At 58.5% G+C, this 21,043-nt stretch carries 29 protein-coding genes; 27 read left to right on the top strand and 2 right to left on the bottom strand.

What is annotated here, in order from left to right:
• The first annotated feature begins 196 nt into the window (after positions 1–196).
• On the top strand, positions 197–541 hold the full coding sequence (locus T363_RS0110610) for a hypothetical protein (RefSeq protein WP_031475691.1): 345 nt from the start codon (positions 197–199) through the stop codon (positions 539–541).
• A 158-nt stretch (positions 542–699) separates the two neighbouring features.
• Here T363_RS0110610 and T363_RS0110605 read toward each other — a convergent pair whose 3' ends face one another.
• On the bottom strand, positions 700–1,365 hold the full coding sequence (locus tag T363_RS0110605) for a formate/nitrite transporter family protein (protein ID WP_051643227.1): 666 nt from the start codon (positions 1,363–1,365) through the stop codon (positions 700–702).
• Positions 1,366–1,643: 278 nt separating this feature from the next.
• On the opposite strand from T363_RS0110605, the gene T363_RS0110600 reads away from it, so the two are divergent.
• Together T363_RS0110600 and T363_RS0110595 are read left to right on the top strand one after the other, a co-directional pair.
• Positions 1,644–2,171 carry an adenine phosphoribosyltransferase gene (locus tag T363_RS0110600; RefSeq protein ID WP_031475687.1) on the top strand — a complete coding sequence of 176 codons (528 nt, stop codon included), beginning with the start codon at positions 1,644–1,646 and terminating at the stop codon, positions 2,169–2,171.
• Between the two features lie 42 nt (positions 2,172–2,213).
• The gene (locus T363_RS0110595) at positions 2,214–3,575 is read left to right on the top strand and encodes an NCS2 family permease (protein WP_031475685.1); all 1,362 of its coding nucleotides are present in this window, start codon (positions 2,214–2,216) and stop codon (positions 3,573–3,575) included.
• A gap of 80 nt (positions 3,576–3,655) precedes the next feature.
• On the opposite strand, the gene hisC is transcribed toward T363_RS0110595, so the two are convergent.
• Positions 3,656–4,714, bottom strand: a complete 1,059-nt coding sequence (hisC, locus tag T363_RS0110590; RefSeq protein WP_031475683.1) for a histidinol-phosphate transaminase — start codon at positions 4,712–4,714, stop codon at positions 3,656–3,658.
• Between the two features lie 132 nt (positions 4,715–4,846).
• On the opposite strand from hisC, the gene T363_RS16285 reads away from it, so the two are divergent.
• From T363_RS16285 to tnpA, 24 genes are all read left to right on the top strand, one after another.
• The gene (locus T363_RS16285; protein ID WP_031475681.1) at positions 4,847–5,158 is read left to right on the top strand and encodes a hypothetical protein; all 312 of its coding nucleotides are present in this window, start codon (positions 4,847–4,849) and stop codon (positions 5,156–5,158) included.
• A 20-nt stretch (positions 5,159–5,178) separates the two neighbouring features.
• Positions 5,179–6,429: a replication-associated recombination protein A gene (locus T363_RS0110580; RefSeq protein ID WP_031475679.1), complete on the top strand. Its 1,251-nt coding sequence runs from the start codon at positions 5,179–5,181 to the stop codon at positions 6,427–6,429.
• Between the two features lie 247 nt (positions 6,430–6,676).
• Entirely contained in the window at positions 6,677–9,022 is a 2,346-nt protein-coding gene (locus T363_RS0110575) for a SpoIIE family protein phosphatase (RefSeq protein ID WP_031475677.1), read from the top strand.
• A gap of 61 nt (positions 9,023–9,083) precedes the next feature.
• A complete protein-coding gene (locus T363_RS14650; RefSeq protein WP_034972196.1) occupies positions 9,084–9,347 on the top strand; it encodes a hypothetical protein in 264 nt (87 codons plus the stop codon).
• Between the two features lie 142 nt (positions 9,348–9,489).
• Positions 9,490–9,999 (top strand): DedA family protein, encoded by a 510-nt coding sequence (locus T363_RS0110565; protein ID WP_031475675.1) that lies wholly within the window; start codon positions 9,490–9,492, stop codon positions 9,997–9,999.
• Positions 10,000–10,260: 261 nt separating this feature from the next.
• Positions 10,261–11,235, top strand: coding sequence for a tRNA dihydrouridine synthase DusB (gene dusB / locus T363_RS0110560; protein ID WP_031475673.1), 975 nt, complete (start codon positions 10,261–10,263; stop codon positions 11,233–11,235).
• 36 nt (positions 11,236–11,271) lie between these two features.
• A complete protein-coding gene (locus tag T363_RS0110555) occupies positions 11,272–11,877 on the top strand; it encodes an RNA polymerase sigma factor (protein ID WP_242840261.1) in 606 nt (201 codons plus the stop codon).
• Complete coding sequence (locus tag T363_RS0110550; protein ID WP_031475669.1) at positions 11,874–12,836, top strand: anti-sigma factor family protein; 963 nt, start codon at positions 11,874–11,876, stop codon at positions 12,834–12,836. The genes T363_RS0110555 and T363_RS0110550 overlap by 4 nt, the downstream gene beginning before the upstream one ends.
• Before the next feature lie 506 nt (positions 12,837–13,342).
• Entirely contained in the window at positions 13,343–13,654 is a 312-nt protein-coding gene (gene rpsJ / locus T363_RS0110545) for a 30S ribosomal protein S10 (RefSeq protein ID WP_031475667.1), read from the top strand.
• A 381-nt stretch (positions 13,655–14,035) separates the two neighbouring features.
• Positions 14,036–14,731 (top strand): 50S ribosomal protein L3, encoded by a 696-nt coding sequence (rplC, locus tag T363_RS0110540; RefSeq protein WP_031475665.1) that lies wholly within the window; start codon positions 14,036–14,038, stop codon positions 14,729–14,731.
• Positions 14,732–14,749: 18 nt separating this feature from the next.
• Positions 14,750–15,373 (top strand): 50S ribosomal protein L4, encoded by a 624-nt coding sequence (rplD, locus tag T363_RS0110535; RefSeq protein WP_031475663.1) that lies wholly within the window; start codon positions 14,750–14,752, stop codon positions 15,371–15,373.
• Entirely contained in the window at positions 15,373–15,666 is a 294-nt protein-coding gene (rplW, locus tag T363_RS0110530; protein WP_031475661.1) for a 50S ribosomal protein L23, read from the top strand. Before rplD ends, rplW begins: the two co-directional genes overlap by 1 nt.
• Positions 15,667–15,930: 264 nt before the next feature.
• Positions 15,931–16,764, top strand: a complete 834-nt coding sequence (gene rplB / locus T363_RS0110525; protein WP_031475659.1) for a 50S ribosomal protein L2 — start codon at positions 15,931–15,933, stop codon at positions 16,762–16,764.
• Between the two features lie 18 nt (positions 16,765–16,782).
• Positions 16,783–17,064, top strand: coding sequence for a 30S ribosomal protein S19 (gene rpsS / locus T363_RS0110520; RefSeq protein WP_031475657.1), 282 nt, complete (start codon positions 16,783–16,785; stop codon positions 17,062–17,064).
• A 17-nt stretch (positions 17,065–17,081) separates the two neighbouring features.
• On the top strand, positions 17,082–17,417 hold the full coding sequence (rplV, locus tag T363_RS0110515) for a 50S ribosomal protein L22 (RefSeq protein ID WP_031475655.1): 336 nt from the start codon (positions 17,082–17,084) through the stop codon (positions 17,415–17,417).
• A 13-nt stretch (positions 17,418–17,430) separates the two neighbouring features.
• Positions 17,431–18,213, top strand: coding sequence for a 30S ribosomal protein S3 (gene rpsC / locus T363_RS0110510; RefSeq protein ID WP_031475653.1), 783 nt, complete (start codon positions 17,431–17,433; stop codon positions 18,211–18,213).
• Positions 18,213–18,641, top strand: a complete 429-nt coding sequence (gene rplP, locus T363_RS0110505; protein ID WP_031475651.1) for a 50S ribosomal protein L16 — start codon at positions 18,213–18,215, stop codon at positions 18,639–18,641. The genes rpsC and rplP overlap by 1 nt, the downstream gene beginning before the upstream one ends.
• The gene (gene rpmC / locus T363_RS0110500) at positions 18,641–18,841 is read left to right on the top strand and encodes a 50S ribosomal protein L29 (RefSeq protein ID WP_031475649.1); all 201 of its coding nucleotides are present in this window, start codon (positions 18,641–18,643) and stop codon (positions 18,839–18,841) included. Before rplP ends, rpmC begins: the two co-directional genes overlap by 1 nt.
• Before the next feature lie 14 nt (positions 18,842–18,855).
• Positions 18,856–19,113 carry a 30S ribosomal protein S17 gene (gene rpsQ / locus T363_RS0110495; RefSeq protein ID WP_031475647.1) on the top strand — a complete coding sequence of 86 codons (258 nt, stop codon included), beginning with the start codon at positions 18,856–18,858 and terminating at the stop codon, positions 19,111–19,113.
• 12 nt (positions 19,114–19,125) lie between these two features.
• A complete protein-coding gene (gene rplN, locus T363_RS0110490) occupies positions 19,126–19,494 on the top strand; it encodes a 50S ribosomal protein L14 (protein ID WP_031475645.1) in 369 nt (122 codons plus the stop codon).
• Between the two features lie 15 nt (positions 19,495–19,509).
• Positions 19,510–19,827, top strand: coding sequence for a 50S ribosomal protein L24 (gene rplX / locus T363_RS0110485; protein ID WP_031475643.1), 318 nt, complete (start codon positions 19,510–19,512; stop codon positions 19,825–19,827).
• Between the two features lie 20 nt (positions 19,828–19,847).
• Positions 19,848–20,393, top strand: a complete 546-nt coding sequence (gene rplE, locus T363_RS0110480) for a 50S ribosomal protein L5 (RefSeq protein WP_031475641.1) — start codon at positions 19,848–19,850, stop codon at positions 20,391–20,393.
• Positions 20,394–20,408: 15 nt separating this feature from the next.
• Positions 20,409–20,594, top strand: a complete 186-nt coding sequence (locus T363_RS0110475) for a type Z 30S ribosomal protein S14 (RefSeq protein ID WP_031475639.1) — start codon at positions 20,409–20,411, stop codon at positions 20,592–20,594.
• Positions 20,595–20,879: 285 nt separating this feature from the next.
• Positions 20,880–21,043 (top strand): IS66 family insertion sequence element accessory protein TnpA (gene tnpA / locus T363_RS16820; protein ID WP_407919070.1); only part of this gene is annotated, 164 nt, incomplete at its 3' end.

The raw sequence follows: 21,043 nt of genomic DNA, 5'->3' as shown, positions 1-21,043 counted from the left end.
ATGAAAAAAAGTTTTATCACTGTTATTGTCGGGCATCATAGCGTTTTCCCTGTGTGCATGCGGACAGGGAAACGGCGGCGGTTCCCCCACAGACGAAGATCTAAAAAACGCAGCCGGTAACCTCTATCTGGCTGAGATAGCGATCGATTCTGCCGCATCACTTCTGTTGGAGAACTGGACGACAACAGGGAGCGTCATGAACTGTTATTTTGATGAAAGCGCATACGAAGGGTTAAATAGCGGTTTGCTCAAAGACAGCGCCCAAAGCGTCCATGATTTCCGCAGCTACGCCAAAGATGTTATGGACGATGCCAAAACGCTGCTTGGCACAGAAGGCACCGGTGATTTTTATGATGCGGCAAAAAACTATTATCTGGCTGTCAACGATTATTACAGCCTGATCTCTACTTATCCCAGCGGCTACTCCAAGATGACCTATTCCAACGCAATTTCCGAAAAGAAGGGCGAATGCCAGTCCGCCTTCAATGAACTGACCTTCTACACATCTGTAGATTCCGCAGAATCAACGGAAGCAGAATAACCAAAGCGGGCTGTCCTCCAATAGGACAGCCCGCCTATGCTATCAGCTTTTTCTGCGGTGCATGGAAGCACATATTAAGAATGAATCGGAAAAGCATGCAAGATTTTTACTTGCAAAATAAAAAGTCAGGACATATGCCTGACTTTTTTGTATTTTACTCATTGCGGTTCGGTCAGCAGCCGCTGGGACAGCCGGTAACCCTCTGCCATCAGGATAGAACCGACCGAGTTGCCCAAAATGGTGACGGCCATGGTGCTCCACGCGCGGGCGGCGCCCCATACACCGGCAAGCGAATAATAAAACATATTGGCCACGCAATGCTCAAAGCCGGACAGGATAAACACGGTGACTGCCAGAAATACCGCGCCGTATTTGCCGAGCGGATGTACAAATGTGCCGTAGCCGTTGACGCCCAGATACATCAGTGCGCCGCAGCACACGGCAAGCAGGAACAGACTGGGCAGCGTATCGGATAACTTGGTCAGGCAGAGCGCGGATGCCCGCTCGATCAGGGCGGGGGCGCAGCGTGTCTGCCGCAGCAGCAGTGCAACGCAGCCTGTACCGGCGAAATTGCCGGCCAGCGTGCAGCCCAGCTGCACCGCATAGCTGCCGCGGTTCCGGCACAGATAACCGATTTTACCGGTGTACAGCCAAAGCTGCATAGAAACAATAAAAAACAGACCGATGCTGAAAAACGACGCGCCGAGTACCCGGTTTTCGAGCGACAGGAACACGGTTCCGCCCAGTGCGATCAGCCCGCCCGCGAGAAAGGCGGAAAGCAGTACACCGGCCGCACCGCGTCCGGTAAGCGGTTCTCGCTTCATGGTCGTCATCTCCTTTTTGCGTTCTGCTGCCATTATAGCAGATGCGGTGCGGAAATACAAACCGGGATCGGCACGGTGGGCGGAAAACCGACAGAAGCGGCAGTGATTTGATATTTTGACAGAAATGCGGTAAGGTTTTCGGTTTTTATCTGATTTCACTCTTGCCAAGTGCGGTAAATTTGTTACAATAGTCTATGGGTCTGCCCGCGGCATCGCGTTCGGTGCAGATGCCGCATAGTAACCGGGCAACTGTCCGTGTAGAAGGGGGAAAAGGACGCATGAGCAAGGTGGAAAAGTACATCACCAGCATTCCGGATTTTCCGGAGCCGGGCATCATCTTTCGGGACATCACAACGGTCATCAGCGATCCGGTCGGCCTGCAGCTTGCAGTTGATGAAATGGCAGCGCAGATGGACGATGTGGAGTTCGACGTGATCGCCGGGCTGGAATCCCGCGGATTCCTGTTTGGGATGCCGATTGCTTACAAACTGCACAAGGGCTTTATTCCGATCCGCAAAAAGGGCAAGCTGCCGCGTGAAACCGTAGGCATGTCATACGATTTGGAATACGGCTCTGCTACGATCGAGGTGCACCGGGATGATATCAAGCCCGGTATGCGCGTGGTGCTGGTCGATGACCTGATTGCGACCGGCGGCACACTCGAAGCCGCAGCCAAGCTGCTGACCGGTTTAGGGGCAGAGGTCGTCAAGATCGTATGCCTGCTGGAGCTGAAGGGGCTGCACGGGCGTGACCGTGTGCCGGGCTGTTGCCCGGTATCCGCGATCGTCTCCTACGAGGGAAAGTAAGCGGCAAAAGAGAAATGCAGAAGAAAAAAGGAGGCTGAAACGATGTTTGAACGCGCATTCAAACTATCGCAAAACAACACCACAGTAAAAACCGAAGTCATGGCGGGTATTACAACCTTTATGACCATGGCATATATTCTGGCGGTCAATCCGTCCATTCTGGGATCGACCGGCATGGACCCGACCGCGGTGCTGCTGGCAACCGCGCTGGCATCCTTCCTTGGCACGGTGTGCATGGCGTTTATGGCAAACCTGCCGTTTGCGCTTTCCGCCGGTATGGGTCTGAACGCCTTTATGGCGTACACGGTCTGCGGCGTATACGGCTACCCGTGGCAGGTCGCGCTGTTCGCCGTGTTTATCGAGGGCTTGATTTTTGTCGTGCTTTCGCTGACCAATGTGCGTGAGGCGATCTTCAATGCGATTCCGCTGACGCTCAAACGCGGCGTATCGGTTGGTATCGGCCTGTTCATCGCATTTATCGGCCTGCAGAACGCGGGTCTGGCGGTGGATTCGGCAACGCTCGTTACAATTACCAGCTTTACCGAGAATTTCAACACCCATGGCATCTGCGCGCTGCTGGCGCTCATCGGCCTGTTCATCACTGCGGCGCTTTACATCCACAAGGTGAAGGGCGCGATCCTGTTCGGCATTCTGCTGACGTGGATCATCGGCATGGGCTGTCAGGCTGTGGGCCTGTATGTGCCCGATCCGGAGGCAGGCTTCTACACGCTGTTCCCGGCGTTCGGCATGACCGATTTCTCCAAGCTCGGTCTGACCTTTGGCCAGTGCTTTAACGTGGATTTCAATGCGGTGGGTATTGTGAACTTCATCGTTGTGATCCTGTCCTTCCTGTTTGTTGACATTTTTGATACGCTGGGCACGCTGATCGGCGTGGCGACCAAGGCCAATATGCTGGATAAGGACGGCAAACTGCCGCGCATCAAGCCGGCGCTGATGTCGGATGCGATCGCTACTTCGGCGGGCGCGATCCTCGGCACTTCGACCACGACCACCTTTGTCGAGTCGGCTTCGGGTGTTGCCGTTGGCGGCCGCACCGGCCTGACCGCGCTGGTTACCGCCGGCCTGTTCCTTGTTTCCACGCTGTTTGCGCCGATCTTCACGGCGATCCCGTCGTTTGCAACGGCACCGGCGCTGATCATGGTCGGCTTCCTGATGGTCGGCACGGTCACTGAGATCCGCTTTGATCTGGACAACCTGACCGAGGCGATCCCGGCGTATCTGGCGCTGCTTGCCATGCCGCTGTTTTACAGCATCTCCGAGGGCATCTCGCTGGGCGTGATCTCCTATGTGCTGCTCAATCTGGTAGCAGGCAAGGGCAAGAAGGTGACGCCGCTGATGTATGTGCTGGCGGTGCTGTTCGTCCTCAAGTATATTTTCCTGTAAGCCGAAATGGAGTAAAAAGGGTTCGCTGCAAGCTGTTTTGCAGCGAACCCTTTGCTTTTTGATGATGCTGTGTTTGGCGGTTAGGAAAGGATATCCCGCAGGGCAGCGAGCAGCCGATCCATCTGTGCGTCTGTGCCGACCGTGATGCGCAGGTAATTGTCGATGCGCGGCAGCTTGAAATAGCGGATAAAAATACCTCGGTCGCGCAGCGTGGCAAACAGCCCGGCAGCGTCCCGCTGCGGATGGGTGACAAACAGGAAATTGGTCAGCGAGGGGAGAACGAGAAAGCCCAGCGCCCGCAGCGCGTCCGCGGTGCGCTCGCGCGTGGTGACGACCTTGCGGCAGGTCTGCTGAAAATACGCCTCGTCCGCCACGGAAGCCGCGCCTGCGGCCAGTGCGACGGCATCCAGTGTATAAGAGTTGTAGGAGTTTTTGACCGCTTCGAGCGTGGCGATCAGCGTTTCCGAGCCGAGCGCATAGCCGATGCGCAGTCCGGCCAGCGAGCGCGATTTGCTCATCGTCTGCACAACGAGCAGGTTTTCATATTTTTCGATGAGCGGCACGGCACTCTGCGCACCGAAATCCACATAGGCTTCGTCGATGATCACGACGCAGTCGGCGTTATGCTGCAAAAGCGCCTCCAGCGCATCAAGCAGCAGGGCGCGTCCGGTCGGGGCGTTGGGGTTGGGCAGGATGACGCCGCCGTTCGGCTTGTCATAGTCGCGGATGTTCACACAGAAGTTCTCATCCAGCGGCACAGTCTCGTACGGGATGCGGAATAGGTCGCACCAGACCGGATAGAACGAATAGGTGATATCCGGATAAAGAATGGGCTGATCCGAGCAGAAGAACGACTGGAAGGCAAGCGCGAGCACATCGTCCGACCCGTTGCCGAGGAACACCTGCGTGGGCTTGATACCAAACCGGCCGGCCAGCGCGGTTTTGAGCGCCTTGCCGTTCGCGTCCGGATAGAGGGCGAGCGAGCAAGCATCGAAGCTGCGCAGCGTCTGCTGCACGCCCGGCGCGGGCGGGTAGGGGTTTTCGTTGGCGTTTAACTTGAGGATATCGCCGCGCTGCGGCTGTTCGCCCGGCACATAGGGGGCGATGCGGCGGAGCTTTTTGAGAAAGGGCTTGTCCATTGGGGAAACTCTCCTTTGCGATTTTCTATCTGCGGATAGTTTATCATAGTAAAGTGAGAAAGTCAAGCCTTGTTTGAGTTCGGCAGCACGGCGTGCTATAATGGACATATATATGAGAGGCAGGGGATCTATATGAAAAAGGCAGGATATGTACTTGGCTATGTGGTATCCCTGTGGATGTTGTTCGCGCTGTGGGTGCGGGTGATGACATTCGGTGACATCGGTCCGGTCATGCGGCCGTATTATGAGGCGGTATCGTGGATGTACGGACTGCCAGCGCTCTGGCTGGTGTTGTGCGCCCTGCTCGCCGGTATTGTGATTGTGCGGCTGTTCCGCGGAACGGGCAGCAAGGCGGAAAAAAACGCCGCTTTTGTGCTTGCGCTGCTCTACATGGCGAGCGTGTTCGGCTGGGCTGTTTTCGCCGCGCTTGTTGCCGCCGCCTGATTTTAGACAAGGAGAATATCATGTACCAACCCTTAGCAGATAAAATCCGTCCGAAAACGCTGGACGATGTGGTCGGCCAGCGGCACCTGCTGGGCAAAAACGGCCTGCTGCGCCGCGTGATCGAGTCGGGCACCATTCCGAATATGATTTTTTACGGCCCGTCCGGTGTGGGCAAGACCACGGTCGCGTCCATCATCGCAAAGCAGACCGACCGCAGGCTGTACCATCTCAACGCCACCACCGCGGGCATCGCGGATATCAAGGCGATCATTGACGAGCTGGATACCTTCCTTGCGCCCAACGGCGCGCTGGTGTATCTGGATGAGATCCAGTATTTCAATAAAAAGCAGCAGCAGAGCCTGTTGGAGTTTATCGAAACCGGCAAAATGACGCTGATCGCCTCCACGACTGAGAATCCGTTTTTTTATGTGTACAATGCGATTCTCAGCCGCAGCACGGTGTTTGAGTTCAAGCCCATCGAGGCCGCCGATATGCAGCGTGCGGTCGAGCGGGCGTTTGCGCTTGCCATTGGGGATAAGGGCACGCCGGTCGAGGACGGCGCTGCGGCTTATATTGCGCAGGCGGTCGGCGGGGATGTGCGCAAGGCGCTCGGCGCGGTCGAGCTGCTCGTGCTGGGCGCAGGGGAGGACGGCGTGACGCTTGTGGATGCACAGCAGGCCGCGCAGCGCTCCAACATGCGCTATGACCGCGACGGCGACAGCCATTACGATATTCTGTCCGCCCTGCAAAAGTCCATCCGTGGTTCGGACCCGGACGCCGCGCTGCACTATCTTGCGCGCCTGCTTGAAGCAGGGGATATGATTTCGGCGGCGCGGCGCATGCTGGTCATCGCGTCGGAGGATGTCGGGCTGGCGTATCCGCAGTGCGCGGCAATCGTCAAGGCGTGTGTGGACAGCGCGTTTCAGCTCGGTCTGCCCGAGGCGCGCATCCCGCTCGCGGAGGCGGTCATTCTGATGGCGACCGCGCCCAAGTCCAACAGTGCGATCCGGGGCATTGATGCGGCGCTCGCCGATGTGCGCGCAGGCAGAACAGGCGATATTCCTGCGCACTTAAAGGATGCGCACTACGGCGGTGCAGCCAAGCTGGGGCGCGGGCTGACGTACCGTTTTCCGCATGACTATCCGAGCCATTGGGTCGAGCAGCGCTATCTGCCTGACGCGCTCGCCGGTGCGGTCTATTACGAGTTCGGTCCGAATAAAACCGAGCAGGCCGCCCGCGCCTATTGGGATAAGGTGAAGGGGAACGGATGACGCTTGCAGACCTGTGGTTTCATACGCACTGCCGCGCGTATTGCTGATATTTCCGGATAACATATTTTTGGATAGTCTTGCCGGGGGGAACATTCCCCCCGGTTTTATTATGCCTTCTGTGATCTGCGTGGATTTTCCCACACCGCTGTGGATGAAAAACACAAAAATGCTATTCCCCCTGTTATTTTCCGGCAAAGCCTGCATTTCGTTTGGGATATACTGGGAAACACAAGGAGGCATAACAAACATGGACAAGCAAAAGGCGAAACGCGCCGCGCCGCAGGCGGTCGGTGCTGCGGCGGCATGGCTGGCGCGATTGTGGAATGAAGAATACCTGCGTATCCTGATCACCGGAGCGCAGCGGTTTGTGCTGTGTGCGGTGCTGGCACGCGGCACGGTGCTGGGCGGCTATGCCCCTTTCGGTTTGGCGATGGCAGCCGCGCAGATGGCGCATGGCGCGGGGCTGTCTGCCGTTGGCGGCATGGTGTGCGGGGTGATGCTGCTCGGGGACGGGATGCGCGGCGGGGTGTATGCGGCCGCCGCCCTGCTCGTGCTGTGCGTGATGAGCGTGTGCGCGGGGCTGGAGATCGTGCAGGCGCGTTGGTTTGCGCCTACGGTGGCAACGCTTGCGGGTACGGTATGCACGTTTGTGTTCCTGCCGGTGGGGCCGGCGCTGGATGCGGCAGCGGTGCTTACCTTTGCGGCGGTGCAGGGGCTGACCTTTGCCGCCTGCCGGGTATATGGCGCGGCGCTCTCCCCGCCGCGGGAAGAAAGTGACTGGCGGCGGCCGGTAACGCTGCTGGCGCTCGCCGCAACCGTGCTGCTGGCGCTGTCCGATCTGCGGATCGCCGGGCTGTTTGCACCGGCGCGCGTGGCGGCACTGCTGCTTGTGCTGGCGGCAGCGTATCTGGGCGGATCGGCGGCCGGTGCAGCGGCGGGTGTGGCGTTTGGCGCGGCGATGGATCTGTGCATCGGCAGCGGGGCGCTGTTTACCTGCTGCTACGGCCTGTGCGCTCTGGTAGCGGGGATGTTCCGGGACGGAGGGCGGCTGTGGTTTGCTGTCTGTGCGCTGGCAGCCGGTGCGTGCGCTGCCCTGCTGGGGGTGGAGCACACGCTGTTTGTTCCACTGATGCTTGAGCTGGTTTGTGCAGTTGCTGCATTTGCTGCGCTGCCGCCCTTTGTGTGGAATGCCCTGCGGCAGACGCTGCTGCCCGATACCCTGATGGGGGAAGGCGTGCGCCGCACGGTGCGGCAGCGGGCAGGGGAGTGCGCTTCGGAAGCGGCGCAGGCATTTTATGAGATGTATCTGGCGATGCTGAACGGCGTGCAGGAGGGTCGCGCGGCGGGGGATCATAATGTCCGTGCGGTGTTTGACCGTGCCAGCGACCGGGTGTGCAAAAACTGCGTGTTGTGCTCCCAGTGCTGGCAGCGGGATTATGTGACGACACTGGCTGCGCTCAACGATGTGACCCAGCCCATGCTCAAACGGGGGCGGGCGGAGCTGAGCGATTTCCCTTATCACTTCGCTTCGCGCTGTGTGCATCTGCCTGAGCTGATGCGGGCAATCAACAGTGCGCTGTTTGCGCTGCGCGAGCGGCAGAGCATGCGGCGGCAGCAGGAGGAAAACACCAGCCTGCTGGCGCGGCAGTATGCGGGCATCACGGACATCCTGCGCCAGCTCGGTGCGGAGGTCACGCAGGATGTGACAGCGCAGCCGCTGATGGAGCGGCAGATCCGCCGTTATGCGGCGGCGTTCGGCTGGATCGACCGCGTGTGCGCGGTGCGGGACGCGCAGGGAAGGCTGGCTGTGGAGCTGTACGGCGAGGGGATCGACGATATCCTACAGCAGGGCGAAGGGTTTTCTGCCGGCCTGTCCGCCCTGCTGGGCGTGGGGCTGACCGCGCCGCGCCGCGCGGAGGATGAATGGGGGCCGCATGTGGAAATGCGGGAGCGCGCGCCGTTCCGCGCGGTGGTGGGCATTGGGCGGCAGCAGAAGGAGGGGGCGGCGGTTTCCGGGGATACCGGCTGCTACTTTTTGACTGACGCGGGAGCGGCCTGCCTGCTGCTGGCGGACGGCATGGGATCAGGGACGGCGGCCTCGCAGGACAGCCGCATGCTGGTCTCCTCGCTCGAGCGCTTCCTGCGTGCGGGCATCACGGTGACAGACGCGCTGGCGGCGGTATCGCCTGCCCTGCGCCTGCGTTCGGACGGGACGCGCTTTACTACGTTGGACGCGTTTACACTCGATTTATTCACCGGGCGGGCGGAAAGCGTCAAATGCGGGGCAGCGCCATCTTATCTGCGGATAGGCGGACAGTGGTCGGTTCTGTCCGGCAAGGCGCTGCCGATCGGGCTGGCGGAGGAGGACGGCACGCCCGAGCCGGTGCCGCTGCGCTTCGGGCACGGTGACCTGTATATCATGCTGTCGGACGGGATCTCGGACGGGGTGGAGGACGGCTGGGTGCGGGAGCTGCTGCTCGCGCATGCCTCGGACAGTCCGAAGGAGCTGGCGATGCAGCTTGTGACCGAGGCGCAGGGGCGCGGCCACGATGATGACCGCACTGCACTGGTCATGCGCATTGAAAAACGGTAGCCCGCGGGTTTGAAAGCCCTTCCTTTGGTGTATACTGGTGCAATAAGGGAGGGAGCAAAGCATGGTAAAAGGGGTGAGCCGCCGCGTGGTTGTGGTGCAGCCGGAGGGAAACGGTCTGTTTGAGCAGGCAATTTTTCTGGTGCGGGACCAGACTGCGGCGCGCAGTGACATTGTGCGGGAGGCATGCCGCATCGCAGACCGTTATCTGGCAGTACGAACTGTGCCGTACCGGCGCCGGTTTACTGCCCGGCAGCTGGCGGCAGCTTTTGCAGCAGGAGCACTGCTGTCTGCCGGGGTATGGGCTGCGGTGTGGCTGCTCTGCTGAACGGCTGATTGTAAACAGATTGAAAATTACCGTCCGGTGCGCTTGTTTTGTCCGGATAGGGTTGGTATACTGAAATTACGGCAGCACTGCGTCTATGGGATGACAGCGCTGCCATACTGACGTTATCGAGGTGGAAAGGCGCATGACAGCCGACCAGTTTTTTGATCTGTTTCACCAATACGGACTGATTTTGGTCTGTGTGGTGATTTTCTGTGAGTATATGAACCTGCCGGGTTTTCCTGCGGGGGTAATCATGCCTTGTGTGGGCGTGCTGATCTCGCGCAGCGAGCTGTCGCTCGGGCTGACGATTGTGCTGAGTGTGGTATTCGGTCTGCTCGGCAGTCTGGTGATTTATGCCCTGTGCTACTGGGGTGGTGAGCCGCTGATGGAAAAGGTGTTCGGCAAAAGCGAGAAATTCCGCGCCTTTGTGCGGCGCAGCCATGCCTATATTGATGCGCAGCACGGGCGCGGGCTGGCCATCTGCCGTATTGTGCCGGTGCTGCGCACGATCGTATCCATTCCGGCGGGGCTGATCCGTATGCCGATCAAGTGGTTTGTCGGCTGGTCGGCGCTCGGCATTGCTGTGTGGAATACGGCGCTGATCTCGTTCGGTTACTTTTTCAGTGAAAAGATTCTGGCAATGCTGACATAGCGCGGTATCCTGCGCAGAAAATACGGTTGGACAGTCTCACAGGGCATTGCGGCTTGCCGCAATGCCCTGTTTGCTGCGCGCTGCGGCGCGAGGGCTTTTGTCTGTCAGGCTGCTTGGCGGATGCTGCTGCGGCGCTTGCGCCAAGCCGGGGGGCGGGGAGGATATAGGCAGGATGCTGTTTGTCACTACATTGCAAGTTGCAATTTGTGGGGGCATATGATAGAATATACTGCGTTAAATTATGCGTAGTGGAGGACAGTTATGCAGATCGGTTCGGTATCGCTTGCCGGGCGGCTGGTGCTTGCACCGATGGCCGGCGTGACTGACCGTGCGTTCCGGCAGGTCTGCCGGGAGCATGGCGCCGCGCTTACGGTGACTGAAATGGTCTCCACCAAGGCGCTGTGTTATCAGGACAAAAAAACCCCCGCGCTGCTTGCATTGGGGGAAGGGGAACATCCTGCTGCGGCGCAGATTTTCGGTCATGAGCCGGAAACCATGGCAGAGGGGGCGCGCATTGCCCGCGCGGTGTCCGGATGCGATATGATAGATATCAATATGGGGTGCCCTGCGCCCAAAATCGCGGGCAACGGAGACGGATCGGCGCTGATGCGCGATCCCGCGCTGGCGGCGCGGGTGATTGAGGCAGTTGCGTGCGCGGTGAATGTGCCCGTCACGGTCAAATTCCGCAAGGGGTGGGATGAACAAAGCCAGAACTATGTGGAGTTTGCCCGCATGGCGGAGCAGGCCGGTGCGGCGGCGCTCGCCGTACACGGACGCACCCGCGCACAGCAGTACAGCGGTGCGGCGGATTGGGAGGCAATCCGGGCGGTCAAACAGGCGGTATCGATCCCGGTGGCGGCCAACGGGGATGTGGCGGAACCGGAGGATGTGCTTCGCATCCTTGACGCGACAGGGGCGGATATGGTGATGATCGGCCGCGGTGCGCTCGGGGATCCGTGGATTTTTGAACGAGCCAACGCGTTGCTGGCAACCGGCGTATGCCCGCCGCTGCCGCCGTTTGCCGAGCGGATCGATACAGCAGTGCGGCAGATCGAGCTGGCGGCGGCATATAAGGGTGAGCGCGTTGCCATGCTGGAGGCGCGCCGTCATGTCAACTGCTATCTCAAACGGCAAAGCGGGCTGAAGGCATTTAAGACAAGGATATGCGCACTGGAACGGCTGGAGGAGCTGTACCATCTGGCCGAAGAACTCAAACAAACCGTGCAGGACGGCTGATACACGGTATGCATCACAGAGGGGAGGACGGGAAACGTGGACGATAAACATATGCTGGTCAAGGCGCGCCGCGGCGAACTGTCCGCCTTCGAGGAGCTGGTACGTAAATACGAAAAACGGGTGTATGCGGTTGCGCTGCGCTCGTCCGGATCTCCGGAGGATGCGGCTGATATCACGCAGGAGGTTTTCCTGCGCGCATGGCGTTCGATCGAGACCTTCCGCGGGGACAGCGGCTTTTCCACCTGGCTGTTCCGCATCACCATGAATATGTGTGTGGATCACGCCCGGCATAAGCAGTCGCAGCCGCAGTGCCAGCCGCTGGTGATCGGGGAGGAGGATGCGGAGCGTCCGATCCCGGATACCGCCCCTACACCGGAGGAGCATTTGGACAACAGCGAGCTGGGGCGTGAGTTGGCGGCGGCGCTGGACGCAGTGAGCGAAGAACACCGCCGTATCGTGCTGCTGCGCGATGTGTCCGGCATGAGCTATACCGAGATCGCCGAAGTGCTCGAGATCAGTGAGGGCACGGTCAAATCCCGGCTGGCGCGGGCGCGCGTGGCGCTGCGCAGAATTTTGCTCGAAAGAGGGAACCTTTTTGAAGCGGATCCGTCTAAAGATACGAAAGGAGGCGGGGACGCATGAATGAAGAGGAATATTATGAGCAGCTGTGTTCAAACAGTTTGGACGGCACGCTGACAGCTTCCGAAAAAGAAAAACTGGAAGCACATTTGGCTGAATGTCCGTCGTGCGCCGCGCTGAAACAGGATCTGGAGCAGATGCAGCTGTGGTTTGCCGCAGATGAGGAGATCCCTGCGGAGCTGCATACGGATATCATGAAGCGTTTGGAGCAGGAGCAAAAGCTGAAAGTGGTACGGCCGGAGAAGCCTGCGCGCCGGATGCCGGTTTTTACCATGGTTGCGGCGGCGGCCGTGGTGGTATTGGTGGTGCTGGGCGGCGGCCTGATGCCGATGCTCAGCACGGTTGGCGGCAGCGCGGCAGACAGTGCGGTCAGCACGGCGGCGGGCGGATCGGAAGCTGCGGTGGGCGGCGGCGCGGTCGTGCAGGATGTACAGCAGGCCGCAGAAGATGCCGGTCTGGATGCGGGCGGCGGTACGGCGGCCGGGCAGGCGGATGCCGTGCCGCAGGACAAGGCGGCAGCTCCGGCAGATCCGGAGCCGAGGATCGCTGCGCCGCAGCCGGAGGCTTCGGGCGGACAGATGCCTGCCGAACCGACAGAGGAACCGGAGGCTGCAGAACCGTCATTGTACGGGGAGAAAGCGACTGGACAGGACAAAATGGCGCCGCAGCCGGCTGCAGTCGAAAGCGCTGTGACCGTAACGGCTCCGGCTCTGCTGCACAGCACTGTGGTAGCGCATTGCTATGTGGCGCAGGGCGGCGCCGGTGTTCCGGACGTCGGCGGCAAGCTGGTGGCGGAAGCAGACGGGGTGTCGTGGTTCCTGCTGGATAACACGATGACTGCCCTGCAGGATACGTTCCGGATTGTGGAGGAAGCGGGTTATACGCTTTCCGCGTATGAGGGCGTCGGGCTGACGATGGACGCCAAGGCAGCCTCTTGGCTTCTGGCGGTCGTCAGTGCATAAACTGCATAAAAAACAGCGGTCTGACCGCTGTTTTTTATGCGCCTTTTTAGCGCAGCAGGGCTTTGGAAGCCTTACACAAAAAAATTACAGAAAATTTGTGTAAATGCTTGACTTTGGGAAACGCTTGTAGTAATCTATAGAAGCACCTGCGGAAAGCAGGAAAAACGCGATGATGCCGGAGATTGCTGTCCGAGCGACAGGTAACTTCGGCGGAGTAGGTCCGACAATCGGGCGGTTGAGATAACTGCTATCAGCCAAAGGGGAAGTATGCCCTAAGGCAAAAACGCAATGTTCCTGCGTAAATTCGGGACTTGCGGCGCGTGCGCCGCAAAGCCGATGGCCTGAACCACTTACGTTTCTTTATTGTGACCGGATCGTTACACTATCAGTGTGCCCGGTTATTTTCATGCCCGTGCGTGATACACACGGCGGGGTTGCAGTTTCTCTCCGTAGCGAGTCAAAACATTATTTAATGTATGGCACACATACGAGGAGGAAAATCCAAAATGGCAAACGCACAGAAGATCCGTATTCGCCTGAAGGCGTACGACCACGAGCTGATCGACCAGAGCGCTGAGAAGATCATCGAAACCGCTAAGCGCAACGGCGCGAAGGTTTCCGGTCCGATCCCGCTGCCGACCGAGAAGCAGATCGTTACCATCCTGCGTGCGGTACACAAGTACAAGGATGCCCGCGAGCAGTTTGAGCGCCGCACCCACAAGCGCCTGATCGACATCATCAACCCGAATCAGGCCACCATCGAAGCGCTGACCACCCTTGATCTGCCAGCCGGCGTCGAGTTCGAAGTGAAGCTTTGAGCGCTGCGCTCATATAGAGACTTTCAAAAAGCCCCTATACTACGAAACCAAGTTCCGGAGAAAATTGGTTTCGATACCCAAATGACGCGACCCAAGGGCGCTGAGTCGGGGTGTATGCTCATTAAAATGCCGCATGGCGGCAGAATAATGATAGCGGCCTACGGGCAAAAGTCAGGCGCATGTCCTGACTTTTTGCGGGGGATTGAAGCGCGAAGCTGCGGCTTCGCGGGATACATTCTCCGTTCTCCATTTTCCATTTGTCAACAGGCTGCCGGATTAACCCAACCGGCTGCTTGAAGCCCTGCCGCGACACGCGCGGCGAGGTCATGTTGGCGGCTAAAGGCCGTCAACCAATAACCTTTAAGGAGGAAAAACACTATGCTGCAGAAAGCAATCATCGGCAAGAAGGTCGGTATGACCCAGATCTTCAATGCTGACGGCAAGGTGATCCCCTGCACCGTTATCGAAGCGGGTCCCTGTGTCGTTACCCAGCTCAAGACCGAGGAGAAGGACGGTTACAACGCAGTTCAGCTCGGCTTTGAGGACATTAAGGAGCGCAAGCTCACCAAGCCGGAGATGGGCCACCTGAAGAAGGCGGGCGATTCTCTGAAGAAGTACCTGAAGGAGTTCCGTTTCGACGACTGCTCCACTTTCCAGCTCGGCGATGTGATCAAGGCGGACATGTTTGTTGCCGGTGATTACGTTGACGTGACCGGCACTTCTAAGGGCAAGGGCTACGCGGGCGTTATCAAGCGCTTCAACGCGGGCCGTTCCCCGATGAGCCACGGCGCCGGCCCGATGCACCGTCATCAGGGTTCTATGGGCGCGTGCTCTGACCCCTCCAAGATCATGAAGGGCAAAATGATGCCCGGCCACATGGGCGCGGAGCAGGTCACCGTTCAGAACCTCGACGTTGTCAAGGTTGATGCGGAGCTCAACCTCATCGCTGTTTGCGGTGCGATCCCGGGCCCCAAGGGCGGTATCGTTGTATTGAAGAACACCGTCAAGAACAACAAGGTTGCCAAGGGTGAGGCTGGCATAAGCAAGAACCCGCAGAAGGCTTCCGCGAGAAAGTAAGGGAAGGAGGAGCAACGAATGCCTACAGTAGCAGTTTTTGATATGACCGGCAAGAAGACCGGCGAAATGGAGCTGAACGAGGCCGTATTCGGCATCGAGCCCAACATGAGCGTTGTACACGCGGCGGTTAAGAATTATCTGGCCAACCGGCGTCAGGGCACCCAGTCCACGCTGACCCGCGCAGAGGTGCGCGGCGGCGGCATCAAGCCGTGGCGCCAGAAGGGCACCGGCCGTGCCCGTCAGGGTTCGATCCGTGCGCCGCAGTGGACCCACGGCGGTATTGCCCTCGGTCCCAAGCCCCGCTCCTATAACTACAGCCTGACCAAGAAGACCCGCCGTCTGGCGATGCTCTCCGCACTGTCTGCAAAGGCGGCTGCCGGCGAGATCATCGTGATCGACGGTCTGGACATGGGCGAGATCAAGACAAAGTCCTTTGTCGGTTTCCTCAAGGCTGTGGAAGCGACCGGCAAGAGCCTGGTCGTTACCCCCGAGGTTCGCACGAACGTTGTCAAGTCCGCGGCCAACATCCCGGGCGTGCGTACGACGATCGCGTCTACCCTCAATGTTTACGACATCCTCAACGCCGACAAGTTCATCATTGACAAGGCGGCGGTAGAGAAGCTGCAGGAGGTGTACGCATAATGAAGTTCGCTTACGATATTATCAAGAAGCCGATCATCACCGAGCGTTCCATGATGGGTACCCAGAACAACAAGTACACCTTCGAGGTCGCTGCCGATGCCGGCAAGATCGAGATCAAGAAGGCTGTGGAAGAGATCTTCGGCGTTAAGGTCCAGAAGGTCAACACCATCAAGCTGCCGGGCAAGTGGAAGCGCATGGGCGTCCACGTCGGCAAGCGCCCCGACATCAAGAAGGCGGTCGTCACCCTGACCCCGGACTCCAAGGGCATTGAGCTTTTTGAGAACATGATGTAAAGGGCTGGCGCCCTTCTAAGGGGGATCAGTCCCCCTTAGATACGAAAAAAGTTCCTGAGGAAACTTTTTTCGATATCCCCCTCCCCCTCGCACGGCGAGGGAGGTTCGGGACACGTGTCCCGAAGCAGTGGTGTAAAAATCAGGCAAAGTCCGGTTTTTACAGACGCCCCTGCGGGGCGATCTGATAGCACGAAGGCGCTGCGCTGTTCGTGCTCGTATGGGGAGACACCCCGATAATAACGAATCAAGGAGTTGAAAATCCAAATGGCTATCAAGACTTTCAACCCGACGACGCCCTCGCGCAGAAATATGACTGTGCTGTCCTACAAGGGCCTGTCTAAGGTGAAGCCCGAGAAGAGCCTTCTCGAAAAGGTCAAGAAGACCGCTGGCCGCAACAGCTACGGCCGCATCACCGTGCGCCACATCGGCGGCGGTACCAAGAAGAAGTACCGTATCATTGATTTTAAGCGTCAGAAGCTGGATATGCCGGCAACCGTTATGACGCTCGAGTACGACCCGAACCGCTCTGCAAACATCGCGCTGGTTCAGTACGAGGACGGCGTAAAGGCCTACATCCTCGCGCCGGAAGGCCTGAAGATCGGCGATAAGGTCGTTTCCTCTGCCGCTGCGGATATCAAGCCCGGCAACTGCCTGCCGATGGCGAATATCCCGGTTGGTACCATGATCCACAACATCGAGCTGTACCCCGGCAAGGGCGCACAGCTGGTTCGTTCCGCCGGCGTGGGCGCACAGCTCATGGCGAAGGAGAACGGCAAGGCGATGGTACGTCTGCCCTCCGGCGAGCTGCGTTACGTTCGTCTCGAGTGCAAGGCTACGATCGGTGTTGTCGGTAACTCCGACCACGCGAACGTACAGATCGGTAAGGCCGGCCGTACCCGTCATATGGGCATCCGTCCGACCGTCCGCGGTTCTGTTATGAACCCGTGCGATCACCCGCACGGCGGCGGCGAAGGCAAGAGCCCGATCGGCCGTCCCTCCCCGGTTACCCCGTGGGGCAAGCCGGCGATGGGTTACAAGACCCGTAAGAAGAACCACCGCACGGATAAGCAGATCGTGCGCCGTCGTAACGGTAAGTGAGAAAGGAGTTAACGTAATATGGGCAGAAGTGTCAAAAAGGGCCCTTTTGTGGCTCCTGAGCTTATCAAAAGAGTCATCGAGATGAACGAAAAGGGCGAGAAGAAGGTCCTCAAGACCTGGTCCCGCGCTTCCACGATCTTCCCGGAGTTCGTCGGCCACACCTTCGCGGTGCATGACGGCCGCAAGCATGTTCCGGTATATGTTACCGAGGATATGGTTGGTCACAAGCTGGGCGAGTTTGCTCCCACCCGTACCTACAAGGGTCACGCGGGCAGCAAGACCTCCAATAACGGCAAGTAAGGAGGAGTTAAGGAAACATGGAAGCAAGAGCTATTGTACGCAACGTGCGCATGACCCCGCGTAAGATCAAGCTGATCTGCGATCTGATCCGCGGCAAGGATGCGGGCGAAGCGATGGCCATTATCATGAATACCCCCAAGGCGGCCTGCGAGCCGATGGAGAAGCTCCTCAAGAGCGCAGTTGCAAATGCGGAGAACAACCATCACATGGATACCGACAAGCTGTTCGTTAAGGAAGTACACGTCGGTCCCGGCCCGGTAATGAAGCGCGTTATGCCGCGTGCACAGGGCCGTGCATTCAGAATCCTCAAGAGAACCTCGCACATCACGCTGGTTCTTGGCGAGAGAGAATAAGGGAGGGTAATCAATGGGCCAGAAAGTAAATCCGAACGGTCTCCGTGTCGGCGTTATCAAGAATTGGGATTCCCGTTGGTTCGCTAAGGATAATGCCTTCGGCGACCTCCTCGTGGAAGACTACAACATCCGTAAGGAACTGAAGAAGCGTCTGTTTGATGCAGGCGTTCCGGCGATCGAGATCGAGCGTAAGAACGACGAGATCAAGGTCATGATCCAGTGCGCGCGTCCCGGCATGGTTGTCGGCCGCGGCGGCGAGGATATCAAGAAGCTCGAAGAAGAGCTGACCCGCAAGTACGGCAAGAAGGTTCGCTGCTCGATCATCGAGATCAAGAACCCGGATACCAATGCAACGCTGGTTGCCGAGAATATCGCGGCGCAGCTGGAGAAGCGCATTGCGTTCCGCCGTGCTATGAAGCAGTCCATGGGCCGTGCGATGCGCATGGGCGCCAAGGGCATCAAGGTTTCCTGCGGCGGCCGTCTGGGCGGCGCGGAAATCGCCCGCACCGAGCATTATCATGAGGGCACCATTCCGCTGCAGACCCTGCGTGCGGATATCGACTACGGCTTTGCCGAGGCCGCGACCACCTATGGCCGCATCGGCGTAAAGGTATGGATCTACAAGGGTGAGGTCCTCCACGGCGGTCCGCGTCTGGGCCGTTCGATCGAGGCTCCCAAGCCCGCTTTTGAGCGCCGCGAGCGTCGCGGTGGCCGTGATGACCGTCGTGGCGGCCGTCGTGGCTATGACCGCAACGGCGAGCGCCGTGCACCCCGTCAGGAAGGAGGCAACCGCTAATGCTGCTCCCCAAGAGAGTTAAATACCGTCGCGTGCATCGTGGCCGCCTCAAGGGCAAGGCCATGCGCGGCAACTTCGTATCCAACGGCGAATTCGGCCTGCAGGCTACCGAGCCCTGCTGGATCACCTCGAACCAGATCGAGGCTGCCCGTATCGCCATGACCCGTTACACCAAGCGTGGCGGTCAGGTTTGGATCAAGATTTTCCCCGACAAGCCGGTAACCGAGAAGCCGGCCGAGACCCGAATGGGTTCCGGTAAGGGCTCGCCCGAGTACTGGGTAGCGGTCGTTAAGCCCGGCCGTGTACTGTTTGAGATCGCCGGCGTTTCTGAGGAAGTCGCCCGCGAGGCTCTTCGTCTTGCCAGCCACAAGCTGCCCTGCAAGACCAAGTTCGTTGCCCGTGAGACCAAGATTGGCGGTGAAGCATGATGAAGGCATCTGAGATCAGAGAACTGACGGCCGAGGAGCTCGCCGCAAAGCTTGGCGACCTGAAGAAGGACCTCTTCAACCTCCGTCTTCAGCTCGCTACCAACCAGCTCGACAACACCAACAAGATCACTGAGGTCAAGCGTGACATTGCGCGTGTCAACACCGTGATCCGCGAGAAGCAGCTCGCGGATAAGGCGTAAGGGAGGGAAACGAATTGAGCGAAAGAGCATTACGCAAAACGCGAGTCGGCAAGGTCGTTTCCGACAAGATGGACAAGACCATTGTCGTAGCTATTGAGGATCGCGTTGCGCATCCTCTGTATAAGAAGGTTATTCCGCACACCTATAAGCTGAAGGCGCACGACGAGAACAACGAGTGCCGCATCGGCGACAAGGTAAAGGTAATGGAGACCCGTCCGCTTTCCAAGGATAAGCGCTGGAGACTGGTCGAAGTTATCGAGAAGGCAAAGTAAGGAGGAGAGCACATGGTACAGCAGGAATCTTTTCTGCGTGCAGCTGACAACAGCGGCGCAAAGGAACTGAAGGTCATCCGTGTTCTCGGCGGCTCCGCACGTAAGTACGGCAACATCGGTGACGTAGTTGTTTGCTCGGTGCGCAAGTGCACCCCGGGCGGCGGCGTAAAGAAGGGCGACGTGGTTAAGGCTGTCATCGTCCGCACCGTAAAGGGCCTGCGCCGCGCGGATGGCAGCTACATCCGCTTTGACGAGAACGCCGGCGTTATCATCCGTGACGATAAGAACCCCCGCGGCACCCGTATCTTTGGGCCTGTCGCTCGTGAGCTCCGCGACAAGGATTTTATGAAGATCCTGTCCCTGGCTCCGGAAGTACTGTAAGGAGGTCGCCAACAAATGAACAATTTGCATGTAAAGACGGGCGACACCGCAGTCGTTCTTTCCGGTAAGGAAAAGGGCAAGCGCGGCAAGGTTCTGTCCGTAAACCCGAAGAAGGGTATGGTCGTTATCGAAGGTGTGAACATGATCAAGTGCCACACCAAGCCCCGCCGTCAGGGTGAAACCGGCGGCATCATCGAGCGCGAGGGTGCGCTGCGTGCCTGCAAGGTTATGCGCGTATGCCCGAAGTGCGACAAGCCGACCCGTCCGGCACACAAGTTTGCTGAGAACGGCGCTAAGCTGACGGTGTGCAAGCACTGCGGCGAAACACTTTAAGAAGAGGAGGCAAGCAATAAATGGTTCCGAATATGAAAGCCAAGTACACTGCGGATGTTGCGCCTGCTCTGATGAAGAAGTTCCAGTACAAGAGCACGATGCAGATCCCGACGATCGATAAGATCGTTATCAACGTAGGCTGCGGCAAGGAAGCCAACGGCAATTCCAAGGTTATCGAGTCTGTCGTCCGCGACATCACTGCGATCACCGGCCAGAAGCCCGTTGTAACCCAGGCCCGCAAGTCGGTTGCGAACTTCAAGCTCCGCGAGGGCATGCCGGTCGGCGTTAAGGTTACCCTGCGCCGCGACCGTATGTGGGAGTTCCTGGACCGTCTGTTCAACGTAGCGCTTCCCCGTGTCCGCGACTTCCGCGGCATCAACGGCGACGCGTTCGACGGCCGCGGCAACTATGCCCTCGGCCTGAAGGAACAGCTGATCTTCCCGGAAATCGCCTACGATCAGATCGACAAGGTTCGTGGTATGGATATCGTCATCTGCACCACTGCCAACACCGACGAAGAAGCGAAAGAGCTGCTCACCCTGATGGGCGCTCCGTTTGCGAAGTAAGGGAGGAGAATATAAATGGCTAAGAAGTCGATGATCCTCAAGCAGCAGGCTAAGCCGAAGTTCTCTACCCGTGCTTACAACCGCTGCAAGATCTGCGGCCGCCCGCACGCTTATCTGCGTGATTTCGGCATCTGCCGTATCTGCTTCCGCGAGCTGGCTTACAAGGGCCAGATCCCGGGCGTGCGCAAGGCTTCCTGGTAAGGAAGATACCGCAGCCGCATAAGCGATCAATCGTTCAGCGTGAATCTGCCTCGGCAGGTTCACGCTGAATTTTTTTGTTTGAATTGCTGTACGTGCGGTTAGACTGTAAATGAGCGTAAGCGTCAAATAGGACGGCGAATTGAAAGTGGACGCAGAGTGTGCCAGAATATGAGAGGAACTCACCGAGACTCACAGTGAGTCTCGGTGAGTTTTTAGCACAAGGCGTAACAGTCACCGAAAGTTACCGGCAGTGCGGGTGAGCAAGAGGGTTCAGGAGGCACACAGATGAGCAAGGAATTAACCATACAGACATTAGGCCAGCGACAGCGGCTGCTGGAATGGAGTCAGAAAGTAGCAGAGTGCAGAAGCAGCGGAATGTCAGTAAAACGGTGGTGCAGTGAAAACGGAACCACCCCAAAGACCTATTACAGCTGGCAGAAGAAAGTGTT

This window comes from Agathobaculum desmolans ATCC 43058, from assembly GCF_000701665.1.
GTDB classification, from domain to species: Bacteria; Bacillota; Clostridia; order Oscillospirales; family Butyricicoccaceae; genus Agathobaculum; species Agathobaculum desmolans.
The sequence above is the reverse complement of the archived record's forward strand: the minus strand, read 5'-3'. Positions and strand labels throughout refer to the sequence as shown.

Bases quoted from the DNA above. Each gene is read 5' to 3' on its own strand.
- rplV (WP_031475655.1), top strand. From the start codon at position 17,082: ATGGAAGCAAGAGCTATTGTACGCAACGTGCGCATGACCCCGCGTAAG.
- T363_RS0110600 (WP_031475687.1), top strand. From the start codon at position 1,644: ATGAGCAAGGTGGAAAAGTACATCACCAGCATTCCGGATTTTCCGGAG.
- rplP (WP_031475651.1), top strand. From the start codon at position 18,213: ATGCTGCTCCCCAAGAGAGTTAAATACCGTCGCGTGCATCGTGGCCGC.
- T363_RS0110575 (WP_031475677.1), top strand. From the start codon at position 6,677: ATGGACAAGCAAAAGGCGAAACGCGCCGCGCCGCAGGCGGTCGGTGCT.
- T363_RS0110610 (WP_031475691.1), top strand. From the start codon at position 197: ATGAACTGTTATTTTGATGAAAGCGCATACGAAGGGTTAAATAGCGGT.
- rplE (WP_031475641.1), top strand. From the start codon at position 19,848: ATGGTTCCGAATATGAAAGCCAAGTACACTGCGGATGTTGCGCCTGCT.
- T363_RS0110580 (WP_031475679.1), top strand. From the start codon at position 5,179: ATGTACCAACCCTTAGCAGATAAAATCCGTCCGAAAACGCTGGACGAT.
- rpmC (WP_031475649.1), top strand. From the start codon at position 18,641: ATGAAGGCATCTGAGATCAGAGAACTGACGGCCGAGGAGCTCGCCGCA.
- hisC (WP_031475683.1), bottom strand. From the start codon at position 4,714: ATGGACAAGCCCTTTCTCAAAAAGCTCCGCCGCATCGCCCCCTATGTG.
- T363_RS14650 (WP_034972196.1), top strand. From the start codon at position 9,084: ATGGTAAAAGGGGTGAGCCGCCGCGTGGTTGTGGTGCAGCCGGAGGGA.
- T363_RS0110595 (WP_031475685.1), top strand. From the start codon at position 2,214: ATGTTTGAACGCGCATTCAAACTATCGCAAAACAACACCACAGTAAAA.
- rplX (WP_031475643.1), top strand. From the start codon at position 19,510: ATGAACAATTTGCATGTAAAGACGGGCGACACCGCAGTCGTTCTTTCC.
- rplB (WP_031475659.1), top strand. From the start codon at position 15,931: ATGGCTATCAAGACTTTCAACCCGACGACGCCCTCGCGCAGAAATATG.
- T363_RS0110550 (WP_031475669.1), top strand. From the start codon at position 11,874: ATGAATGAAGAGGAATATTATGAGCAGCTGTGTTCAAACAGTTTGGAC.
- T363_RS0110605 (WP_051643227.1), bottom strand. From the start codon at position 1,365: ATGAAGCGAGAACCGCTTACCGGACGCGGTGCGGCCGGTGTACTGCTT.
- dusB (WP_031475673.1), top strand. From the start codon at position 10,261: ATGCAGATCGGTTCGGTATCGCTTGCCGGGCGGCTGGTGCTTGCACCG.
- T363_RS16285 (WP_031475681.1), top strand. From the start codon at position 4,847: ATGAAAAAGGCAGGATATGTACTTGGCTATGTGGTATCCCTGTGGATG.
- rpsC (WP_031475653.1), top strand. From the start codon at position 17,431: ATGGGCCAGAAAGTAAATCCGAACGGTCTCCGTGTCGGCGTTATCAAG.
- rplD (WP_031475663.1), top strand. From the start codon at position 14,750: ATGCCTACAGTAGCAGTTTTTGATATGACCGGCAAGAAGACCGGCGAA.
- T363_RS0110475 (WP_031475639.1), top strand. From the start codon at position 20,409: ATGGCTAAGAAGTCGATGATCCTCAAGCAGCAGGCTAAGCCGAAGTTC.
- rpsS (WP_031475657.1), top strand. From the start codon at position 16,783: ATGGGCAGAAGTGTCAAAAAGGGCCCTTTTGTGGCTCCTGAGCTTATC.
- rplN (WP_031475645.1), top strand. From the start codon at position 19,126: ATGGTACAGCAGGAATCTTTTCTGCGTGCAGCTGACAACAGCGGCGCA.
- rplW (WP_031475661.1), top strand. From the start codon at position 15,373: ATGAAGTTCGCTTACGATATTATCAAGAAGCCGATCATCACCGAGCGT.
- rpsJ (WP_031475667.1), top strand. From the start codon at position 13,343: ATGGCAAACGCACAGAAGATCCGTATTCGCCTGAAGGCGTACGACCAC.
- T363_RS0110565 (WP_031475675.1), top strand. From the start codon at position 9,490: ATGACAGCCGACCAGTTTTTTGATCTGTTTCACCAATACGGACTGATT.